This is a genomic window from Marivirga sp. (assembly GCF_024636815.1).
Lineage (GTDB): Bacteria > Bacteroidota > Bacteroidia > Cytophagales > Cyclobacteriaceae > Marivirga.
Map to the genome: position 1 here is coordinate 33,211 of NZ_JAGXGF010000161.1, position 17,511 is coordinate 50,721.

Consider the following 17,511-nt stretch of genomic DNA (forward strand, 5'->3'; position numbering starts at 1 on the left):
AATAAATACAACACAAAGCACTTTATAAATACCAAATATGAGTGAATTGATTAAAGATCTGGACATCATTGCAGAAGAAACCAAAACGGATGAATCTTGTGCTGTTCAGGTATCAAAAGAAGAAAATACAGGCAAAAGCCGAAAATTATATATTGAAAGCTATGGCTGCCAGATGAATTTCTCTGATAGCGAAATTGTTACTTCCATTATGAAAGAAAATGGTTTTGACACCACCAATGATTTCAATAATGCAGATGTGATTTTCCTGAACACTTGCTCAATCAGAGAAAAGGCTGAACTGACGGTTAGAAAAAGACTTACGGATTTCAATAAAGTGAAAAAGAGTAAGCCTGAAATGCAGATCGGAATATTGGGATGCATGGCTGAGCGACTGAAAACCAAGCTATTAGAAGAAGAAAAGATAGTTGATATAGTAGCTGGCCCTGATTCCTACCGTGATTTACCCAATTTGGTAAAAACAGTAGACGATGGTGAAAAAGCAGTCAATACATTCTTAAGTAGAGAAGAAACTTATGCAGACATCAGCCCGGTGCGATTAAATTCCAATGGCGTAACTGCATTTATTTCCATCATGCGTGGTTGTGATAATATGTGTTCTTTCTGTGTAGTGCCATTCACTAGAGGAAGAGAAAGAAGTCGTGATCCTTTTTCAATTGTAAAAGAAGCTCAGGATTTATTTGACAGAGGCTACAGAGAAGTTACGCTTTTAGGTCAGAATGTCGATTCCTATAAATGGTCTGAAGAAATCAATAATAAAGCGAGATTAGAAAAGATTGAGAAGAAAGAAGAAGTAGAGGTGATCAATTTTGCCAATTTGATTGAAATGGTAGCCAATGTTTCTCCTGATTTGAGAGTAAGATTCTCAACTTCTCATCCAAAAGACATTACAGATGAGGTATTGCATACAATGAAAAGGTATGACAACATCTGTAAATACATTCATTTGCCAGCTCAAAGCGGTAATTCACGTATTTTAAAAATGATGAATCGTACCTATGACAGAGATTGGTACATCAACAGAGTGGATGCAATCCGTGATATTTTAGGGCCAGAATGCGGGATTTCATCTGATATGATTTCAGGTTTCTGCTCCGAAACTGAAGAAGATCATCAGGACACATTAAGCTTGATGGATTATGTGAAATATGATTTCTCTTATATGTTCTTTTACTCTGAAAGACCAGGAACTTTAGCCGAAAAGAAATATGAGGATGATATTCCTTTAGAAACCAAAAAAAGAAGATTACAGGAAATCATTAACAAACAAAGAGCGCATTCATCTGAAAGAAATCATCTGATTGTAAATAAAGTACACAAAGTTTTAGTGGAAGGCACTTCAAAAAGGTCTGATGATCAACTACAAGGAAGGAATTCAGCCAATAAAGTGGTGATTTTCCCAAGAGAAAATTACAAAAAAGGAGATTATGTTGATGTGTATGTAGATGAATGCACAGGTGCAACATTAATAGGAAAAGCAGTTTAAACACTATTTGCATTGGATATACAAACTATCAAAAATAGATTTGGCATAATCGGTAATTCCGATCATTTGAACTTTGCCATAAAAGTAGCCATGCAGGTTGCTCCTACTGACATGACAGTGCTTATAACAGGTGAAAGTGGTGTCGGTAAAGAATCATTTTCTAAAATTATTCATCAACTTAGTGCTAGAAAACATGGGCAGTTTATTGCAGTAAATTGCGGTGCAATTCCTGAAGGGACTATTGACTCAGAACTTTTCGGACATGAAAAGGGCTCATTTACGGGTGCTTATGATGCCAGAAAAGGTTATTTCGAAGTTACTGACAGTGGAACAATCTTTTTAGATGAAATAGGTGAAATGCCACTCCCTACTCAATCTCGATTATTACGGGTGTTGGAAAATGGAGAGTTCATTAGAGTAGGTTCTTCCAAAGTAATGAAGACTGATGTTCGGGTAGTTGCCGCCACGAACGTTAATCTGATTCAAGCCGTTGAAAAAGGAAAGTTCAGAGAGGACCTATATTATAGATTGAATACAGTTCCCATTTTTGTTCCGCCTTTGCGTGATAGAGGTGAAGACATTGAATTGTTATTCAGAAAATTTACATCTGATTTTGCTGAAAAGCACCATGTTAATTCCATAAAACTTACTGAAGGAGCAAAGCAAGCTTTAATGGCTTATCGATATCCTGGAAATATTCGTCAGTTGAAAAATTTAGCTGAGCAAATCTCCCTTTTAGAAATGGAAAGAGAAGTCGATAAAGACATTTTGTTGAAATATCTACCACAGGAAGGGAATATGATGCCGGCACTTTATAAAAGCCAAGGCAGCAGCAGTGGTGATAAAGACAATTTTTCCGAGAGAGATATTTTATATAAAATTCTATTTGATATGCGAAATGATGTGGAAGACCTTAAAAAGTTGGTTCATAACGTATTGAAAAATGAGAATTATGGTGAAGAAATTTTAAAAGATAATGAAGACTTATTTGAAGTTAAGCAAAATGAGTTTAAAGAAAATGCCGAAGGAGTAAGAACACCTTATTTATTGGACAGCCGGAAAGATGAGGGGGATGATGCTAATGATAGTTTTGATTTGGAAGATTACCAAGACGCTGAGCATGAGGTAGAGGAAGAATCTTTATCATTGGAGAAGAAAGAAAAAGAGATGATTGAAAGGGCTCTTTCAAAAAATCAGAATAAAAGAAAATATGCGGCACGGGATTTGGGTATTTCCGAGCGTACATTGTATAGAAAAATTAAGCAATATGACCTTTAGAATTATCTTAATCTTTATGTTTGTAGCGGTATTCACTAGTTCTTGTGGTGTTTACAGCTTTACGGGAGCGTCTATTGCTCCAAACATAAAAACCATGTCAATTCAATATTTTTATAATGATTCAGGCAATGGTCCTCCAAATTTACAACAAACTTTTACTGAGGAAATCAGGGATTATTATCAACAAAATACGAGTTTAGAATTAGTGGATTCAAATGGCGACTTACAATTGGAAGGATCAATAACAGGCTATAGGGTTCAACCAATTGCTGTAACAGCTTCTGGAAATCCAAACCTAGCCGATGCTGCAGGTGCGCAAAGATTGACAATTACAGTAAAAGTAAGTTATGTAAACACTAAAGATGAGGTTTTCAATTTCGACAATAAATCCTTTTCTTTTTATGAAGATTTTGATGCTACATCCACTACTTTAACTGCAGTGGAAGATCAGTTGATTGAAACCATTACAGATCAAATTATTTTAGATATATTTAATGCGTCAGTAGCAAATTGGTAAAATTTTGTAACTTTAATGCTTAAACTTAGGACCAAGTGGATAAACAAAGGCTTACAACCCTTATTAATCAACCAGAAAAACTAGAAGAAACAGACTTCAAAGATTTAACCAGTCTGAAGAATGAATACCCCTATTTTCAAGCTTTATTACCATTAATCACTATTGGTTCAAAAAAATATTCACCTCAAAGTGAGAAGGCGTATTTACAATCTTCAGCTATTTATGCTTTAGATAGAAAGCACCTCAAGGAAATCTTAACAAGAGATAATCAATCACTTCCTAGGGAAGAAACAAAAGAAAAAACTCAACAGAATAAAGTAATTACAGAGGAGAAAAATAAAGTTGTTGGAGAACCTATACAAGAACACAAAAAGCCAGTAAGAAAAACACAACCTTCTGCATATTCTAAAACAGAGGTTACAGAAACTCCAGCTCCTTCTCATCTACCTGATTCCTTTTTTGAAGATTTATTCAAAGAAATGGAGGCATTAAAGGCTGAAAAGGAAAACTATCAAAAAATTTTAGATAGGTTCGAAGCAAAGAATTCTGAAAAACCAGAACCTAAAGCTGAAACCACAAAAAAAACAACAGCAAAACCAGGAAATAAGAAAGCAACAGCCACTAAAGCTTCTACTACAAAAAAAAGTACAAGTACAACTAAACCTAAAACTTCTAGTACGACCAAAAAAACAACCTCAAAAAAAGCTACTACTAAGAAAACATCGACTACCAAATCAAAAGAAAATACAAAAAAGACTCCTACTACAAAGGCTAAGAAAACAACAAAAGCAGATGAAAAAAAGCCAAAAAAGGATGAACATGATATAATTGAAGAAATAAATTCAAGAAAAGAATTAAAAATAAGCGATGCCCACAAAAAAGAACAAATAAGTATAATCAACAATTTTATTGAGAAAGAGCCGGTCTTGACTAAAAGAATAAATGCTGATAATCAGTCTAATAAGCAAGAAGCAGAGGATCTTTCCGCTAGCAGCACCAATCTTTCGGATGATGTTGTTTCAGAAACTTTGGCGAAATTGATGATAAAACAAGGAAGAAAGCAAAAAGCCATTGATATTTACAAGAAATTAATTTGGAAATTTCCACAAAAAAAGACGTACTTTGTCGAAATTATTGGTGAGTTAAAAAAAGAATCATAAATACATGTTAACATTATTAATTACTTTAATCATTTTAGTTGCCATTTTGTTGGTGTTGGTAGTATTAGCTCAAAACTCTAAAGGCGGTGGTTTATCCAGCCAATTTGGAGGTTCAGGAGCTAGTCAGGTAGTAGGCGTGAAAAGAACAGGTGATATTCTAGAAAAAATCACTTGGGTATTGGCTATTAGTTTAGTCGTATTAAGCTTGGCTTCTTCTTTTGTTATCAAAACTTCGACAACAGATACAGGTTTTACTAGTCCTAACATTGAAAAAGCTCAAGACGAAACTTTACTTCCTGGTATGGAAGGTGGTGGTCAGGAAGAAGGGCTATTGCCTCCAACAGAAGGTGAAGGAAATTCAGAAGGCGGAAATCAAGAATTGATTGAAGGACTTGAAGAGTCAGAAGAAGGTAATTCAGAAGAATAATCTTTAATTATAGATATTATATTAAAAGGGAATCCGAAAGGCTTCCCTTTTTTTGTGTACAATTATTTAGGGTGCTCTTGATAAAAGCTTCGAAATCTCCAAACCAAATAATATTTCCTCGAAGAGAGCGGGAAGGAGGACAAAAAGGCGGGGAGGGTGCTGGGTTGAAGCGTGGAAGCATCTTTTTGTCTTGACTTTTTCTTTTTTGTTAAGAAAAAAGAAAGTAAAATAAAATTTGGAAACGGAATACTAGAAACTGAATAAAAAACCTCGTTTTTTAAAGGAAAACCTATTTTATGAGGTTTTTCACAGCTAAAAAATTTTTATGAAATGCTTTGTAAAAGCAATAGAGAAGAATTTTAATGCAAAATTAATTATCAAGAGGAGCCTATTTAAAAAAGATTAGTAGGTGAAATATGTAATGAAATAGGTAATCAACAATGAGTAAATTTGAAATACAATTCTGTCAATATGCCAACATAATAACTTGCCAACTTTAACACTTTACCCCCTTTTCCCCAATTCAATCACTTCCAACTTCTCCACTTTCCCATTATTAATTTCAAAACGCATCATAGTTCTTATTTTATGAAAGCCTTGATTACCAGCTGCTCCAGGATTTAAGTAAAGCAAATTACCATGCTTAGGATCAGGCATTGCCCTAAGAATGTGCGAATGCCCGCATATAAAAACATTTGGTTTTTCAGATTGGATCAGTTTTTTAACTCGAGGATTGTAAGAAGGCGGCTTGCCTCCTATGTGGGTCATAAATATTTTCACACCTTCTCTCTCAAAGAACAAATTTTCAGTATAAGTTTTTTGAAATTCGGGGGTATCGATATTGCCATAGACTACTAAGGTTGGTGCAATTTTGCTAAGACTCTCTATTATTTGACCTGCCTCCCCCACATCTCCCGCATGCCATATTTCATCGCAATCTTCGAAATACTTTGGAATGGCTTCATCCCAAAAACCATGTGTATCGGATATTAAGCCTATTTTCATTTGCTGGAGGTAATTATTTTGACAACAGATTTATGAGCTGACAGGTATTTTAATCAGAGATTAAAATGGATAGATCCCTGCCTCCCGGCTTTCAGTGCGGGACAAGTTGCGCAGGGATGACGCACTGACCTTAGATCAAATGATAACAAATATCTTAATCTACTCATTAAATTCTGTGCGTCATCCCTTTGAAGAAAGGGATCTTGTCTATTGAAACTATGTTTCAATAACCCCTACAAATCCAACCCATCTAAATACGATTTAATGATATCACCCAATTCCGCGAAATCTTTCTCATAGCTTTCTTTGCTATTCAGTTTACCCTTGACGCTCACATAGAACTTAATTTTAGGCTCGGTGCCCGAAGGTCTGGCAGAAATCTTACTCCCATCTTCCAAGAAGAATTGTAACACATTTGAAGAAGGGAATTCCAATTTACTTTTCTTACCGCTTTCTATATCCAAAATAGTGGACTTCTGATAATCTCTTACCTCCACAACTTTAGTTCCTGCAAGGCTCTTTGGTGGCTCTTCTCTAAATCGGGTCATCATGGCTTTTATTTCCTCGCTGCCTGACTTTCCTTTTTTTGTGATGGAAACTAAATCCTCACGGTAAAAACCAAATTTCAAATACATTTCAATAAGGTAATCGTAAAGTGTTTTACCCTGAGACTTTACATAAGCAGTCATTTCAGCAATCATGACAATAGCAGCAACAGCATCTTTATCGCGCACATAATCACCTATCATATAGCCGTAACTCTCTTCTCCACCACCAATAAATGTCTTTTCACCTTCCAATTCACGAATTACCGCTGCTATATTTTTAAAGCCTGTTAAGGTATCAAAGCATTCTACTTTATAAGCTTCTGCTATTTTTTTGAAGAGTTCAGTGGTCACTATGGTTTTCACTATAAATTGATTTCCATCAATTTTTTTCAAATCACTCCATCGGCTCAGTAAATAATAAATCAGCATTGAACCAGTTTGATTACCGTTAAGCAGTTCAAACTCATTTTTACCATTCTTGATGGCAATCCCAACACGGTCAGCATCTGGATCAGTAGCCATTACAATGTCTGCATTTACTTTCTTTCCTTTCGCCAAAGCCATGGACATCGCTTCCTTTTCTTCAGGATTTGGATAAACTACAGTCGGAAAATTACCATCAGGCTCAGATTGCTCTTCTACCAGATGTACATTCTTAAAACCATACATCTCCAATGCTTTAGGAACTAAGGTAATTCCCGTTCCATGAATAGAAGAATAAACAATATTGATAGATTTATCCTCCTCACTAGCTCCTTCGAAGAGTGATAATTTTTTAACCTCATCCAGATATGCTTCATCTACATCCTCACCTATTGTTTCAATCAAGGATTCTTTCCCTTCAAATTGCACATCATCAATGGAAGTAATGGATTGCACCTCATTCATCACATTCAAATCATGGGGATCTACCATTTGAGCACCGTCCGTCCAATAAGCTTTGTATCCATTATATTCTTTAGGATTATGCGAAGCCGTTAAAACCACCCCACTTTTGCATCCTAAATGACGAATAGCAAACGAAAGAGCTGGAGTTGGTCTCAAACTCTCAAAGAAAAAAACTTTTATGTTATTAGCTGTAAACACATCTGCTACTACTTTTGCGAATTCTTCAGCATTATTTCTACAATCATGAGCAATGGCTACCGAAACGCCTTGTTCAGTGAAGGTTTTATTAAGATAATTACTCAAACCTTGAGTCGCCATTCCCAAAGTGTATTTATTCATTCGGTTACTGCCCACGCCCATTATTCCACGTAAGCCACCAGTTCCAAATTCTAAATCTCTGTAAAATGACTCTTCAAATTCTTCCTTATTGTTTTCCTGAAGGTCTTTAATTTGTTTTTTAGTAGCTTCATCCACTACTTTACTATCTAACCACTGTTTGGCTTTTTCCTGACTTGTCATGATGGTTCTTATATTTTTAAAGTTTTATTTAATTTTTAAAAGCTAACCCCTTTAATCCATGGATTTCCCAAAGAATTATAAGGCTTAAATTACAGAATTATCAATTAGCAAAAAATAAATACTAATCGAAAAACAGCTGAAAAAGAAAAAACCATAGAAATTGATTCCTATGGTTTTTAAAATTTTCTATAGCGCACTTGTGTACCTTCATATAAAGTTTGCCTTATAAGTTTCAAAACCTGACAGGTTTTGAAACTTGCGGTTTGACGGTTGGAACCGTCTAATCGCTAATCTACAAACATGATGCTTTCATTAATCGGTCAGACGGTTCCAACCGTCTGACCGAGATAGCTTTCCTTAAACTGGAGCAAGTTGGCGCAATTGTGTGCCATCGCTAGCTTAAGCTTACAAATTCCCTCTCAATTCCTGCTCTCTTTCAATAGCTTCAAATAAAGCTTTAAAGTTTCCTTTACCGAAAGATTTAGCTCCTTTTCTCTGAATAATTTCATAGAAAACGGTTGGTCTATCCTGAACCGGCTTAGTAAAGATCTGAAGCAAATAGCCTTCATCATCTCGATCCACCAAAATATTATTCTCCTTTATTGGCTCAATATCTTCTTCAATTTCTCCGACTCTTTCGAATAAATTATCATAATAAGTGTCTGGAACTCTTAAAAACTCTATTCCCCTTCTGCGCATCTCCGAAACGGTGTCTACTATATCATCAGTAGCAATAGCGATATGTTGAACACCTGCACCTCTATAGAAATCAATATATTCTTCAATCTGAGATTTCTTTTTACCTTCAGCCGGTTCGTTAATTGGAAATTTAATAAAACCATTTCCATTAGAAACCACTTTTGACATCAAGGCAGTATAATCAGTAGCAATATCTTTATCATCAAAAGTGATTAGTAGGTTAAAGCCCATCACATCTCTATAGAAATCAACCCATGTATTCATTTCACCCCAACCAACATTACCAACACAATGGTCTACATATTTCAAACCAATCGGGCTAGCAGGTAACTCACTTGTCTTTTCTACAAAACCAGGTAAGAATACACCATTGTAATTTTGTCTGTTGACGAAGGTATGAATTGTGTCGCCATATGTATGAATTGAAGCTACCGTTACTTCACCATATTCATCCTTAATGGTTTTTGGCGGAGTATGAGATTTCGCTCCTCTTTTAGTGGTTTCATTATAAGATAATTCAGCATCATCCACCCAAAGTGCTAATACTTTTACGCCATCTCCGTGAAGATTAACGTGTTGTGCTACTTCAGTATCTGGCGCTAAAGAAGATGTCAAAACCAAACGGATTTTTCCTTGTTGCAACATATAAGAAGCTCTATCTTTAATTCCCGTTTCCGGTCCTGCATAGGCTTTTAACTCAAATCCAAAAGCTGTCTGATAATACATTGCTGATTGCTTTGCATTACCCACATAAAATTCGATGTAATCGGTGCCATTAATCGGCAAAAAATCCTGTTCCATAGTAGTTTAAATCGATTGCATTATTATTTCTAATTCAAAAGTATGTTTTTTATGTAGTAATTGAAATAAATATCAAACTATTCCTAAATAGTCTTCCGTTTACTTGGAAGTTATGAGCAATCTAAAGAATTTTACGTTCTGAAAATAACAGCACTTAAGCATGATAGATATTAAAAACTTAGACAAGGATTTGACAGCATTAGTAAAAGCAAAAATTGCTTTGAGCAAACTAACATACGCTGATCAAGACTATGACAAAATTGAAGAAGAGCTTCATGATATGGAAGACGATTTTCAAGAAAATTATGGCGAATATTTAGAAGAAGCATTGGCCGAGGTTCACGATGAATTTTGTCCGGACAATGATGTATTACTTCCGATAGCCTATTTAGCTGATGAGTACATAGTTAAAGACGATACCATAGACGTAGCTCCAGGACAAGGAGTATTGGTAGAAGCAGATGATTTTGCAAGTGCAAAAGTAACATTAGCTTTAGCTCCACAACCCACTAGGATTGTTTTACAAGCTGGAAACGACCATAAAGAAGTAGTTTGGAGAGCGGAATAATAAATAATCAATTTTAAATTCTTTTATAAATCCTTCTCTGCTACAGAGAAGGATTTTTTTTGTTTAACTGCACATGGTATCAAAATTGTAGCGCCAAGGCATGCCTTGGCGCTACAATTTTGATACGGTCAGGTTTCCAATTACTAATAAATAGAAATTAATATTTCAAAAATAAAATCCTTCCCTAACCTATTATCCGTTTCACCAAATGAAGTATCGCAAACGGTCAGTTAATCAATTCATCATTTTCTTTTAGTAATTATTTCCATTTCCCAATCATCCCTCTATATTTGCAGGGTTTTAAAAAAATAAATAAAACTTATGAGCAATATTATCTGGATTGTCCCGATACTCGGGATTGTGGGACTGATTGTAATGGCTATAAAATCCGCTTGGGTATCAAAACAAGATGCCGGAGATGAAAGGATGACAGAATTAGCCGGCTACATAGCCAAGGGTGCTATGGCATTTTTAAGAGCCGAATGGAAAGTGATGTTCTACTTTGTCGTAATTGCTGGTATTTTACTGGCTTATTCCGGAACTCTAGTAGAAACTTCTTCTTGGGTAATTTCAATTTCCTTTGTGATTGGAGCTGTATTTTCTGCATTTGCAGGATATGTAGGTATGAACATCGCAACAAAAGCGAATGTTAGAACTACCCAAGCTGCTAAAACTAGTTTAGCAAAAGCCCTAAAAGTATCTTTTTCTGGCGGTACTGTAATGGGATTAGGCGTTGCAGGTCTTGCCGTTTTCGGAATGGGTATATTGTTTATTTTCTTATATAATATGTATGTAATCCAAACAGGCGGTGATGTAAACGGCTTGGAAATGGAGAAAGCTTTGGAAGTATTGGCTGGTTTCTCATTAGGAGCTGAGTCTATTGCCCTATTTGCTCGTGTTGGTGGTGGTATTTATACGAAAGCTGCTGATGTGGGAGCTGATTTAGTTGGAAAAGTTGAAGCTGGAATTCCTGAGGATGATCCAAGAAACCCTGCAACCATTGCAGATAATGTTGGTGATAACGTAGGTGATGTTGCCGGTATGGGTGCTGATTTATTTGGTTCTTATGTAGCTACTATTTTAGCTTCTATGGTTTTAGGAAGAGAAATTATTTCTGAAGACCAATTTGGAGGCATTGCTCCTATCCTACTTCCAATGATTATTGCAGGTTTAGGATTAGTATTCTCTATAATAGGTACTTTATTCGTAAGAATATCCAAAGAAACTGATAGTGTTCAAAAAGCCCTTAACTGGGGTAACTGGTCATCTATCATTTTGACCGTTGTAGCTTCTTTCTTCCTAGTAACATGGATGCTTCCTGAAACCATGATTATCAGAGATTATGCATTTACAAATATGGATGTTTTCTGGGCAATCTTCACAGGTTTGATTGTTGGAGCCTTGATGAGCATTATTACAGAATATTATACTGCTATGGGCAGAAAACCTGTTTTATCCATTGTAAAACAATCGAGCACAGGTGCTGCCACTAATATCATCGGTGGTTTAGCAGTAGGTATGCAATCAACTGTTTTACCGATTTTAGTATTAGCAACTGGTATTGTAGTTTCTTATTCATTTGCTGGTCTTTATGGTGTGGCAATTGCTGCTGCAGGTATGATGGCCACAACGGCTATGCAATTAGCAATAGATGCTTTTGGACCAATTGCTGATAATGCAGGTGGTATTGCTGAAATGAGCGGTTTACCTGAAGAAGTGAGAGACAGAACAGATAATTTGGATGCTGTAGGAAATACAACTGCTGCAGCAGGTAAAGGATTTGCCATTGCTTCTGCTGCCTTAACTGCATTAGCACTTTTTGCTGCTTTTGTGGGTATTTCTGGTATTGACTCAATTGATATTTATAAAGCTCCAGTTTTAGCCGCTTTATTTGTGGGTGGTATGATTCCTTATATTTTCTCTTCCTTAGCTATTGCCGCTGTGGGTAGAGCAGCCATGGATATGGTGCAGGAAGTAAGAAGACAATTCAAAGAAATGCCGGGCATTATGGAAGGCACAACTAAGCCTGAATATGAAAAATGTGTAGACATTTCTACTAAAGCCTCTATCAGGGAAATGATTTTACCAGGTGCTATTGCTTTAATTACTCCATTATTGGTAGGATTCGGATTGAAAGGTGTATTTGCAGATACTTCTTCAGCTGAAATCTTAGGTGGTTTATTAGCTGGCGTGACAGTTTCTGGTGTTTTAATGGGTATTTTCCAGAACAATGCCGGTGGCGCTTGGGATAATGCTAAAAAATCATTTGAAAAAGGAGTAATGATCAATGGTAAAATGGAGTACAAAGGTTCTGAAGCACATAAGGCTTCTGTAACTGGTGATACTGTAGGTGATCCATTCAAAGATACTTCAGGTCCTTCAATGAACATTTTGATTAAATTAATGTCAATTGTTGCTTTGGTTATAGCTCCACATATTTCTGTTAAAGATCACAGTACTGCAGAAGTGAAGAAAGAATCTAAAGAAATAGTAGTGGAAAAAAGCGAAATAATCAAAGCTGAAAAATAACCTTCATTGTAGAAATTTTAGAAAAGGTTAGTCAGGATTCTGACTAACCTTTTTTTATTTCTAAGCTGAGCTCTACGAAAATAAAGGACTTATACTTCCCAGAATAGCTACTCCCCTTAAAATCAATCCAATCGCAACTTATTCTAGCATATTTGCATCAAAATACTCATCTTCTTTTTTTGTTGGTTTAACTGAATTCACAACATTTGTACAAAAAATAAAATAGTTCTAGGACATATTATATGTTTAGTCTCATCTTTGCAAAAAAATATATAATCTTATAAAATGAAAAGAAAATTACTAGCAATGTTGAGCATTGCAATGATGTTTCAAGCCTGTCAGGAAGACAAGGTGTTGGAAAATGAGAACCCCAATCTAAGTATTGAAGAATATTATCAAGAAAATGGATTAACCGAAACAAAGTTAGGTGAGAAACTTGAAAACCCATATAGCGTGAGCAATATGAGGGTGGCTTATGAAAGCTTGGCAAAACAAAACAACCGTTTGAATTTTAGCAGCGATATCATTCAAACAACCCATTATTATCTTAAATTCTTTGTAAGTTCAGCAGAGGATTATGATGAACTCCAATCTGATTCATTGGATTTATTTGAATATCAATTGAATCTTACGGTGATTATTTTATGGACGAAGAGGACAGTCAGGAAGGCAAGTGGTATTATACTGTTGTATCAAAAGATTATGAATTTCATAACTTAGAGTACGAAATACTGGAAGACTTATTTATGGAAGATGGATTGGGAGATGAAAGTGGTAGAGTATCACAAGCACTTACTGGCTTTTATTATCAATTAGAAGACGAATCTTTAAGGCTTACTGGATTATTACCTAATGATAAAGATGGTGAAAGTCAAAGAATGCCGCCTTCAAGAACTCCTACAGGCAGATTACAAGTAAGAAATACCGAAGCAAATACTTTAATACCTGTAGTGGGCGTTAAAGTAAAAACAAGAAGATTGGTAAAGTTAGGACATGGGTGGACAAACGGTGCAGGTAATTATACTGTGAACAAATCCTACCGTTATGATGTACACTATAGTGTATCATTTGAAAATCAAAGTGGATTTAAGGTTTGGAATACCTTATTAGATGTAAACCCTGCCAATTTTAATGGTCCTAAACAAAATAGAACGGGCTGGAGCTATAATTTTGAAACAAACTCTTTTGGATGGAGATTTGCTACTGTCACCAATGCAGTAAGAAGATACTTAGTGCATGCCTCTGCTTTTGGTATTGGACATCCCCATTCAAATTTAAGGATTGCGGCATTAAATAGAACTGGAGCAAGTTCTGCACCCATGCTAAGAAGAGTTTGGGGTACTTTTGGTTTTTCAACTAATTCTGCTTTTGGAAATTTCCTGTTAAGAGCGAATGGGATTAGCTTAGCGGTTAATTACATAGCCACAGTGACCAAATTAGTTCAACCAGATCTGATCATTTCTGCGGCAGTTGGTAGAGGAACAGCACAAATTTATACCACAACATTCCATGAATTAGCTCATGCAAGTCACCAAACCAAAGTTGGAAACAATTATTGGGTAAAATATATTAACTATATCATAACCTATGGATCTTATGGCGAAGGTGACGGAAATAATGCTCCATTATGCGCAATAGGTGAAGCCTGGGGTAATCATATTGGATTTAGTATGAATTTAAGAGAATTTGGAAACCCTAACTCAGTAATATCATTAAATGGTTTTGAAGATTTTAATCCAGAAGAATCTGGAGTTGGCGATGATCTTATAAGGAGAGTAGATTTAAATGGAAGAATTACTAGCTGGGAAGGCTGGATTCCTGGGGGATTAATGCATGATTTACTTGACAATAATGCTGATATAATCCGAGGTGGCATCAGAGATAATGTTACATTATATAATCACCAAGATGTTTTTAATGCATTAGATTCAGATGTTATCTCTCCACAATCTTTCAGAGATAGATTGTTATCTGAAAATAATAATAGACAAAGAGCTTTCGTCCTTGATCTATTCGAAGCTTACTTTTGGGATTAAATAAAAAAAAATGAAAAACTTAATATTATTATTTGGACTGATTCTTCTTTTTAGCTGTGATCCAGAATACTGTGCTGATTACATCATTGAAAATCAATATAATCAAGATATAGAAATTAAATTTTACTCTGATGGAACAGAATCAAATTTTGAAATACCTTCAAAACAAGAAGTATATGTATTAGAAAATGCATGTGGAAATTCTGGCGGACCTGATATATTAGATCTTCAAAATGAAGATTCAATTTTAGTATTTTCTAATAATGTAAACTTAGCTACTTTTTATCCGGGTGATCCTATATATCAAACTGAAAATGAAGAGATTTGGCAAATGACTACTGATGGAACATATGATTACACTTTTAGATTTAAAATTTCTGAAGATAATTTAAGTGTAGAATAAAATCTCATTCTAACGCTAAAATGATTTTAAACTAAACCTTCCAGCATTCAAAAATACTGGAAGGTTTTTTTATGATTTATAACGAAATGAATGTTCTTAATTTGAGCATATAGAATAATCTCCCCCCAATTCCCAAAGCTTTTATTGTATTTAAAGCAAATCATTTATATTTTGCTGTTACTTTTTGAAGTAATACAAATACAAATCTAATGGCAGAAAAAAATTCTCAAGAAAACCAGCATAAGAAGAAATCTTCGGTTAACAAATATATCCGTGTAGATTTTAAAACCCTCCAAGGAAGAATCACTATTGGTTTTTTATTGATGGGAGCTTTTGCCATTATCATGTTGATTAGCAGTAATTATTCATGGAACAAACAAATAAATAAAGGAAAGGAATTAATTGCGCTCAACAAAAATAGTAGCAGACTTGCTGCTGAAATTCAGCAGCTAGTTGATTTAACCACCATATTATCATTTCGATATATGAGTACAGAGGATGAATTCTTCAAAAATGATATAGAAAACCGCTGGTTTAATGACATATATCCAAAAGTAGATGAGTTAGATAGTTTAGTAAGAGAATTTGGTGATCAAGATGTGATTGCCTTCACAGAAGAATTGAATGCCCATTTACCAAAAATCAAAAGCAAGCAAAAAGAAGCTACTTCTGATTTGAGTTATGACAAATTAAATAGAGAAGAAGTCATTGATGATATAATGCATTTGACTTTTCTGATTAATAATATCAAAAAAGAATTGGCAAAATCTGAGAACCAATCAATTCAAAGTATAGAAGAAGCAGAAAGTAATATTCCGGTGATGCTCAGCATTGAATTTATCATTGCTTTCATCATCAGTACAATTATTGCGCTCTACATTATCCGTTCTGTCTTATTAAGAATCAAATACTTAAAAGTCAACATTCGTGAACTTGCGCATGGAAACCTTCCTGAGGAAATGAATGAATCGGAAGATGAATTGAACTCCATAATAAAAGCTATTAATGAACTGACCACAAACCTAAAAGGAATCACAAGATTTGCTGATGAGGTTGGGAAAGGAGATTTTAGTACTGACATCACAGTATTCGAAAATCAAGGTCATTTAGGACAATCTTTGGCAGAAATGCGCAATAAACTTCAGAATGTAGCGGAACAGGATAAAAGACGAGTATGGTTTAATGAAGGGATTGCAAAATTTGGAGATATACTCCGTAAAAATGATGATAATATAGAAGACTTGTCTGCTAATTTAATATCAGAATTAGTAGAATATACTGACTCTATTCAGGGTTCGCTTTTCATAGTAAATAAAGAGGATGAACAAAATATTAAGATTGTTCTCAAAGGTGCATATGCTTTCCACAGACAAAAATTCTTAGAAAAAGAATTGGCTCCTGGACAAGGATTGGTAGGACAATGTTATTTAGAAAAAGAATATATCTATTTATCTGAAATTCCTGAGAATTATGTTTCTATTCGATCTGGATTGGGCGAAGCAAATCCAACACACATTTTGATAAGTCCAATGAAATTGAATGAAGAAGTATTCGGCATCATTGAATTAGCTTCTTTCCACCCTTATGAAAATTATCATACTGAATTTATTGAAAAAGTTGGGGAAAGTATAGCTTCCGCTATTCAAGGCTTGCAAGTTTCATTAGAGACTAAAAAATTGTTGGAAGAGTCTCAAATGAAAGCTGAGCAATTGCAAGCACAGGAAGAAGAAATGAGGCAAAATGCAGAGGAATTAGAAGCTACACAAGAGGAAATGGAAAGACAAAGCCGAGAAATGGGAGCTTTCAATCAAGCCGTTAGCATTTCAACTATGGTAGCTGAATTTGGTAAAAATGGTGAAATATTGGATATCAATAGCCAATTAGAACTGCAAACAGGCTGGAATAGTGATGATTTAATTAACTTAGACAGAAAAAAATTATTTTTAGATGAAGAAGATGTTGATTGGAAACAAACTTGGATTGACATCACAGACAATATGTCAATGAGCAAATCAGCTAAATTGATTAACAAACAAGGGCAAGAGATGCCTATCATTGCGCATTGCATGCCTGTTTCTGATGAACATGGAAATGCAGTGAAAATTGCTTGCATATTTATCAAGAAAGAGAAATTTTAAGAACATAATAAAATTGGAGCTGTTATAGAATTCTTAAAGGATACAACTTGAAAGAATTTGCACAACTCATAACATCACTTGATCAAAGCAATAAAACCAATGATAAGGTTAGTGCCTTACAAAACTATTTCCGGACAGCTGATGACCAAGATAAAATATGGACATTGGCACTTTTCAAGCATCGGAAACCTAAAAAGGACCATAAATAGGTCATGATAAAAAATGGAAAAATGAGGGGCTTATAGTACCAGAATGGCTTGCTCAGAAAACCTACTGCGTAGTAGTTTACTTAGCAGAAACCATTGGACTTTGGACTATTGTTTGCATGGAGTGAAGAGTGAAATCAAAAAAAATCAGTATCTCGAAATTAATGTATAAGAAAACGGTTATCCTCTCTCCGCTTGTCTATCTGATTATATTAGAAAAGATGATAGAAAAATTGCATCGAAACCATAGAGGAGAGGGCACCGAAAATACAGATACAATTAGAA

At 35.0% G+C, this 17,511-nt stretch carries 14 protein-coding genes; 11 read left to right on the forward strand and 3 right to left on the reverse strand.

The window, feature by feature from the left end; all coding sequences use genetic code 11:
• Positions 1-37: 37 nt before the first annotated feature.
• Genes miaB through secG form a run of 5 tightly spaced genes read left to right on the forward strand, consistent with a single transcriptional unit; the run spans position 38 to position 4,886 of the window.
• Positions 38-1,504, forward strand: a complete 1,467-nt coding sequence (gene miaB / locus Q0L29_RS11750) for a tRNA (N6-isopentenyl adenosine(37)-C2)-methylthiotransferase MiaB (RefSeq protein ID WP_296621875.1) — start codon at positions 38-40, stop codon at positions 1,502-1,504.
• Between the two features lie 12 nt (positions 1,505-1,516).
• Positions 1,517-2,782 carry a sigma 54-interacting transcriptional regulator gene (locus tag Q0L29_RS11755; protein WP_296621877.1) on the forward strand — a complete coding sequence of 422 codons (1,266 nt, stop codon included), beginning with the start codon at positions 1,517-1,519 and terminating at the stop codon, positions 2,780-2,782.
• Complete coding sequence (locus tag Q0L29_RS11760; protein ID WP_296621879.1) at positions 2,772-3,299, forward strand: LptE family protein; 528 nt, start codon at positions 2,772-2,774, stop codon at positions 3,297-3,299. The genes Q0L29_RS11755 and Q0L29_RS11760 overlap by 11 nt, the downstream gene beginning before the upstream one ends.
• 35 nt (positions 3,300-3,334) lie before the next feature.
• Positions 3,335-4,459 carry a tetratricopeptide repeat protein gene (locus Q0L29_RS11765; protein WP_296621880.1) on the forward strand — a complete coding sequence of 375 codons (1,125 nt, stop codon included), beginning with the start codon at positions 3,335-3,337 and terminating at the stop codon, positions 4,457-4,459.
• Between the two features lie 4 nt (positions 4,460-4,463).
• A complete protein-coding gene (gene secG, locus Q0L29_RS11770; protein WP_296621882.1) occupies positions 4,464-4,886 on the forward strand; it encodes a preprotein translocase subunit SecG in 423 nt (140 codons plus the stop codon).
• A gap of 504 nt (positions 4,887-5,390) precedes the next feature.
• Here secG and Q0L29_RS11775 read toward each other — a convergent pair.
• The 3 genes from Q0L29_RS11775 to hppD all read right to left on the reverse strand — a co-directional run bounded on the left by Q0L29_RS11775 (position 5,391) and on the right by hppD (position 9,346).
• A complete protein-coding gene (locus Q0L29_RS11775) occupies positions 5,391-5,891 on the reverse strand; it encodes a metallophosphoesterase family protein (protein ID WP_296621884.1) in 501 nt (166 codons plus the stop codon).
• Positions 5,892-6,124: 233 nt separating this feature from the next.
• Entirely contained in the window at positions 6,125-7,846 is a 1,722-nt protein-coding gene (locus Q0L29_RS11780) for a phospho-sugar mutase (RefSeq protein ID WP_296621886.1), read from the reverse strand.
• 405 nt (positions 7,847-8,251) lie between these two features.
• Entirely contained in the window at positions 8,252-9,346 is a 1,095-nt protein-coding gene (hppD, locus tag Q0L29_RS11785; RefSeq protein WP_296621887.1) for a 4-hydroxyphenylpyruvate dioxygenase, read from the reverse strand.
• A 160-nt stretch (positions 9,347-9,506) separates the two neighbouring features.
• On the opposite strand from hppD, the gene Q0L29_RS11790 reads away from it, so the two are divergent.
• From Q0L29_RS11790 to Q0L29_RS11815, 6 genes are all read left to right on the forward strand, one after another.
• Positions 9,507-9,914, forward strand: coding sequence for a hypothetical protein (locus Q0L29_RS11790; protein ID WP_296621889.1), 408 nt, complete (start codon positions 9,507-9,509; stop codon positions 9,912-9,914).
• 321 nt (positions 9,915-10,235) lie between these two features.
• Positions 10,236-12,443 carry a sodium-translocating pyrophosphatase gene (locus tag Q0L29_RS11795; protein ID WP_296621891.1) on the forward strand — a complete coding sequence of 736 codons (2,208 nt, stop codon included), beginning with the start codon at positions 10,236-10,238 and terminating at the stop codon, positions 12,441-12,443.
• A gap of 285 nt (positions 12,444-12,728) precedes the next feature.
• Entirely contained in the window at positions 12,729-13,163 is a 435-nt protein-coding gene (locus Q0L29_RS11800) for a hypothetical protein (protein WP_296621893.1), read from the forward strand.
• The gene (locus tag Q0L29_RS11805; protein ID WP_296621895.1) at positions 13,088-14,479 is read left to right on the forward strand and encodes a hypothetical protein; all 1,392 of its coding nucleotides are present in this window, start codon (positions 13,088-13,090) and stop codon (positions 14,477-14,479) included. Before Q0L29_RS11800 ends, Q0L29_RS11805 begins: the two co-directional genes overlap by 76 nt.
• Before the next feature lie 10 nt (positions 14,480-14,489).
• Positions 14,490-14,882, forward strand: coding sequence for a hypothetical protein (locus Q0L29_RS11810; RefSeq protein ID WP_296621896.1), 393 nt, complete (start codon positions 14,490-14,492; stop codon positions 14,880-14,882).
• A gap of 209 nt (positions 14,883-15,091) precedes the next feature.
• Positions 15,092-17,020: a GAF domain-containing protein gene (locus Q0L29_RS11815; RefSeq protein WP_296621898.1), complete on the forward strand. Its 1,929-nt coding sequence runs from the start codon at positions 15,092-15,094 to the stop codon at positions 17,018-17,020.
• The last annotated feature ends 491 nt before the right edge of the window (positions 17,021-17,511 follow it).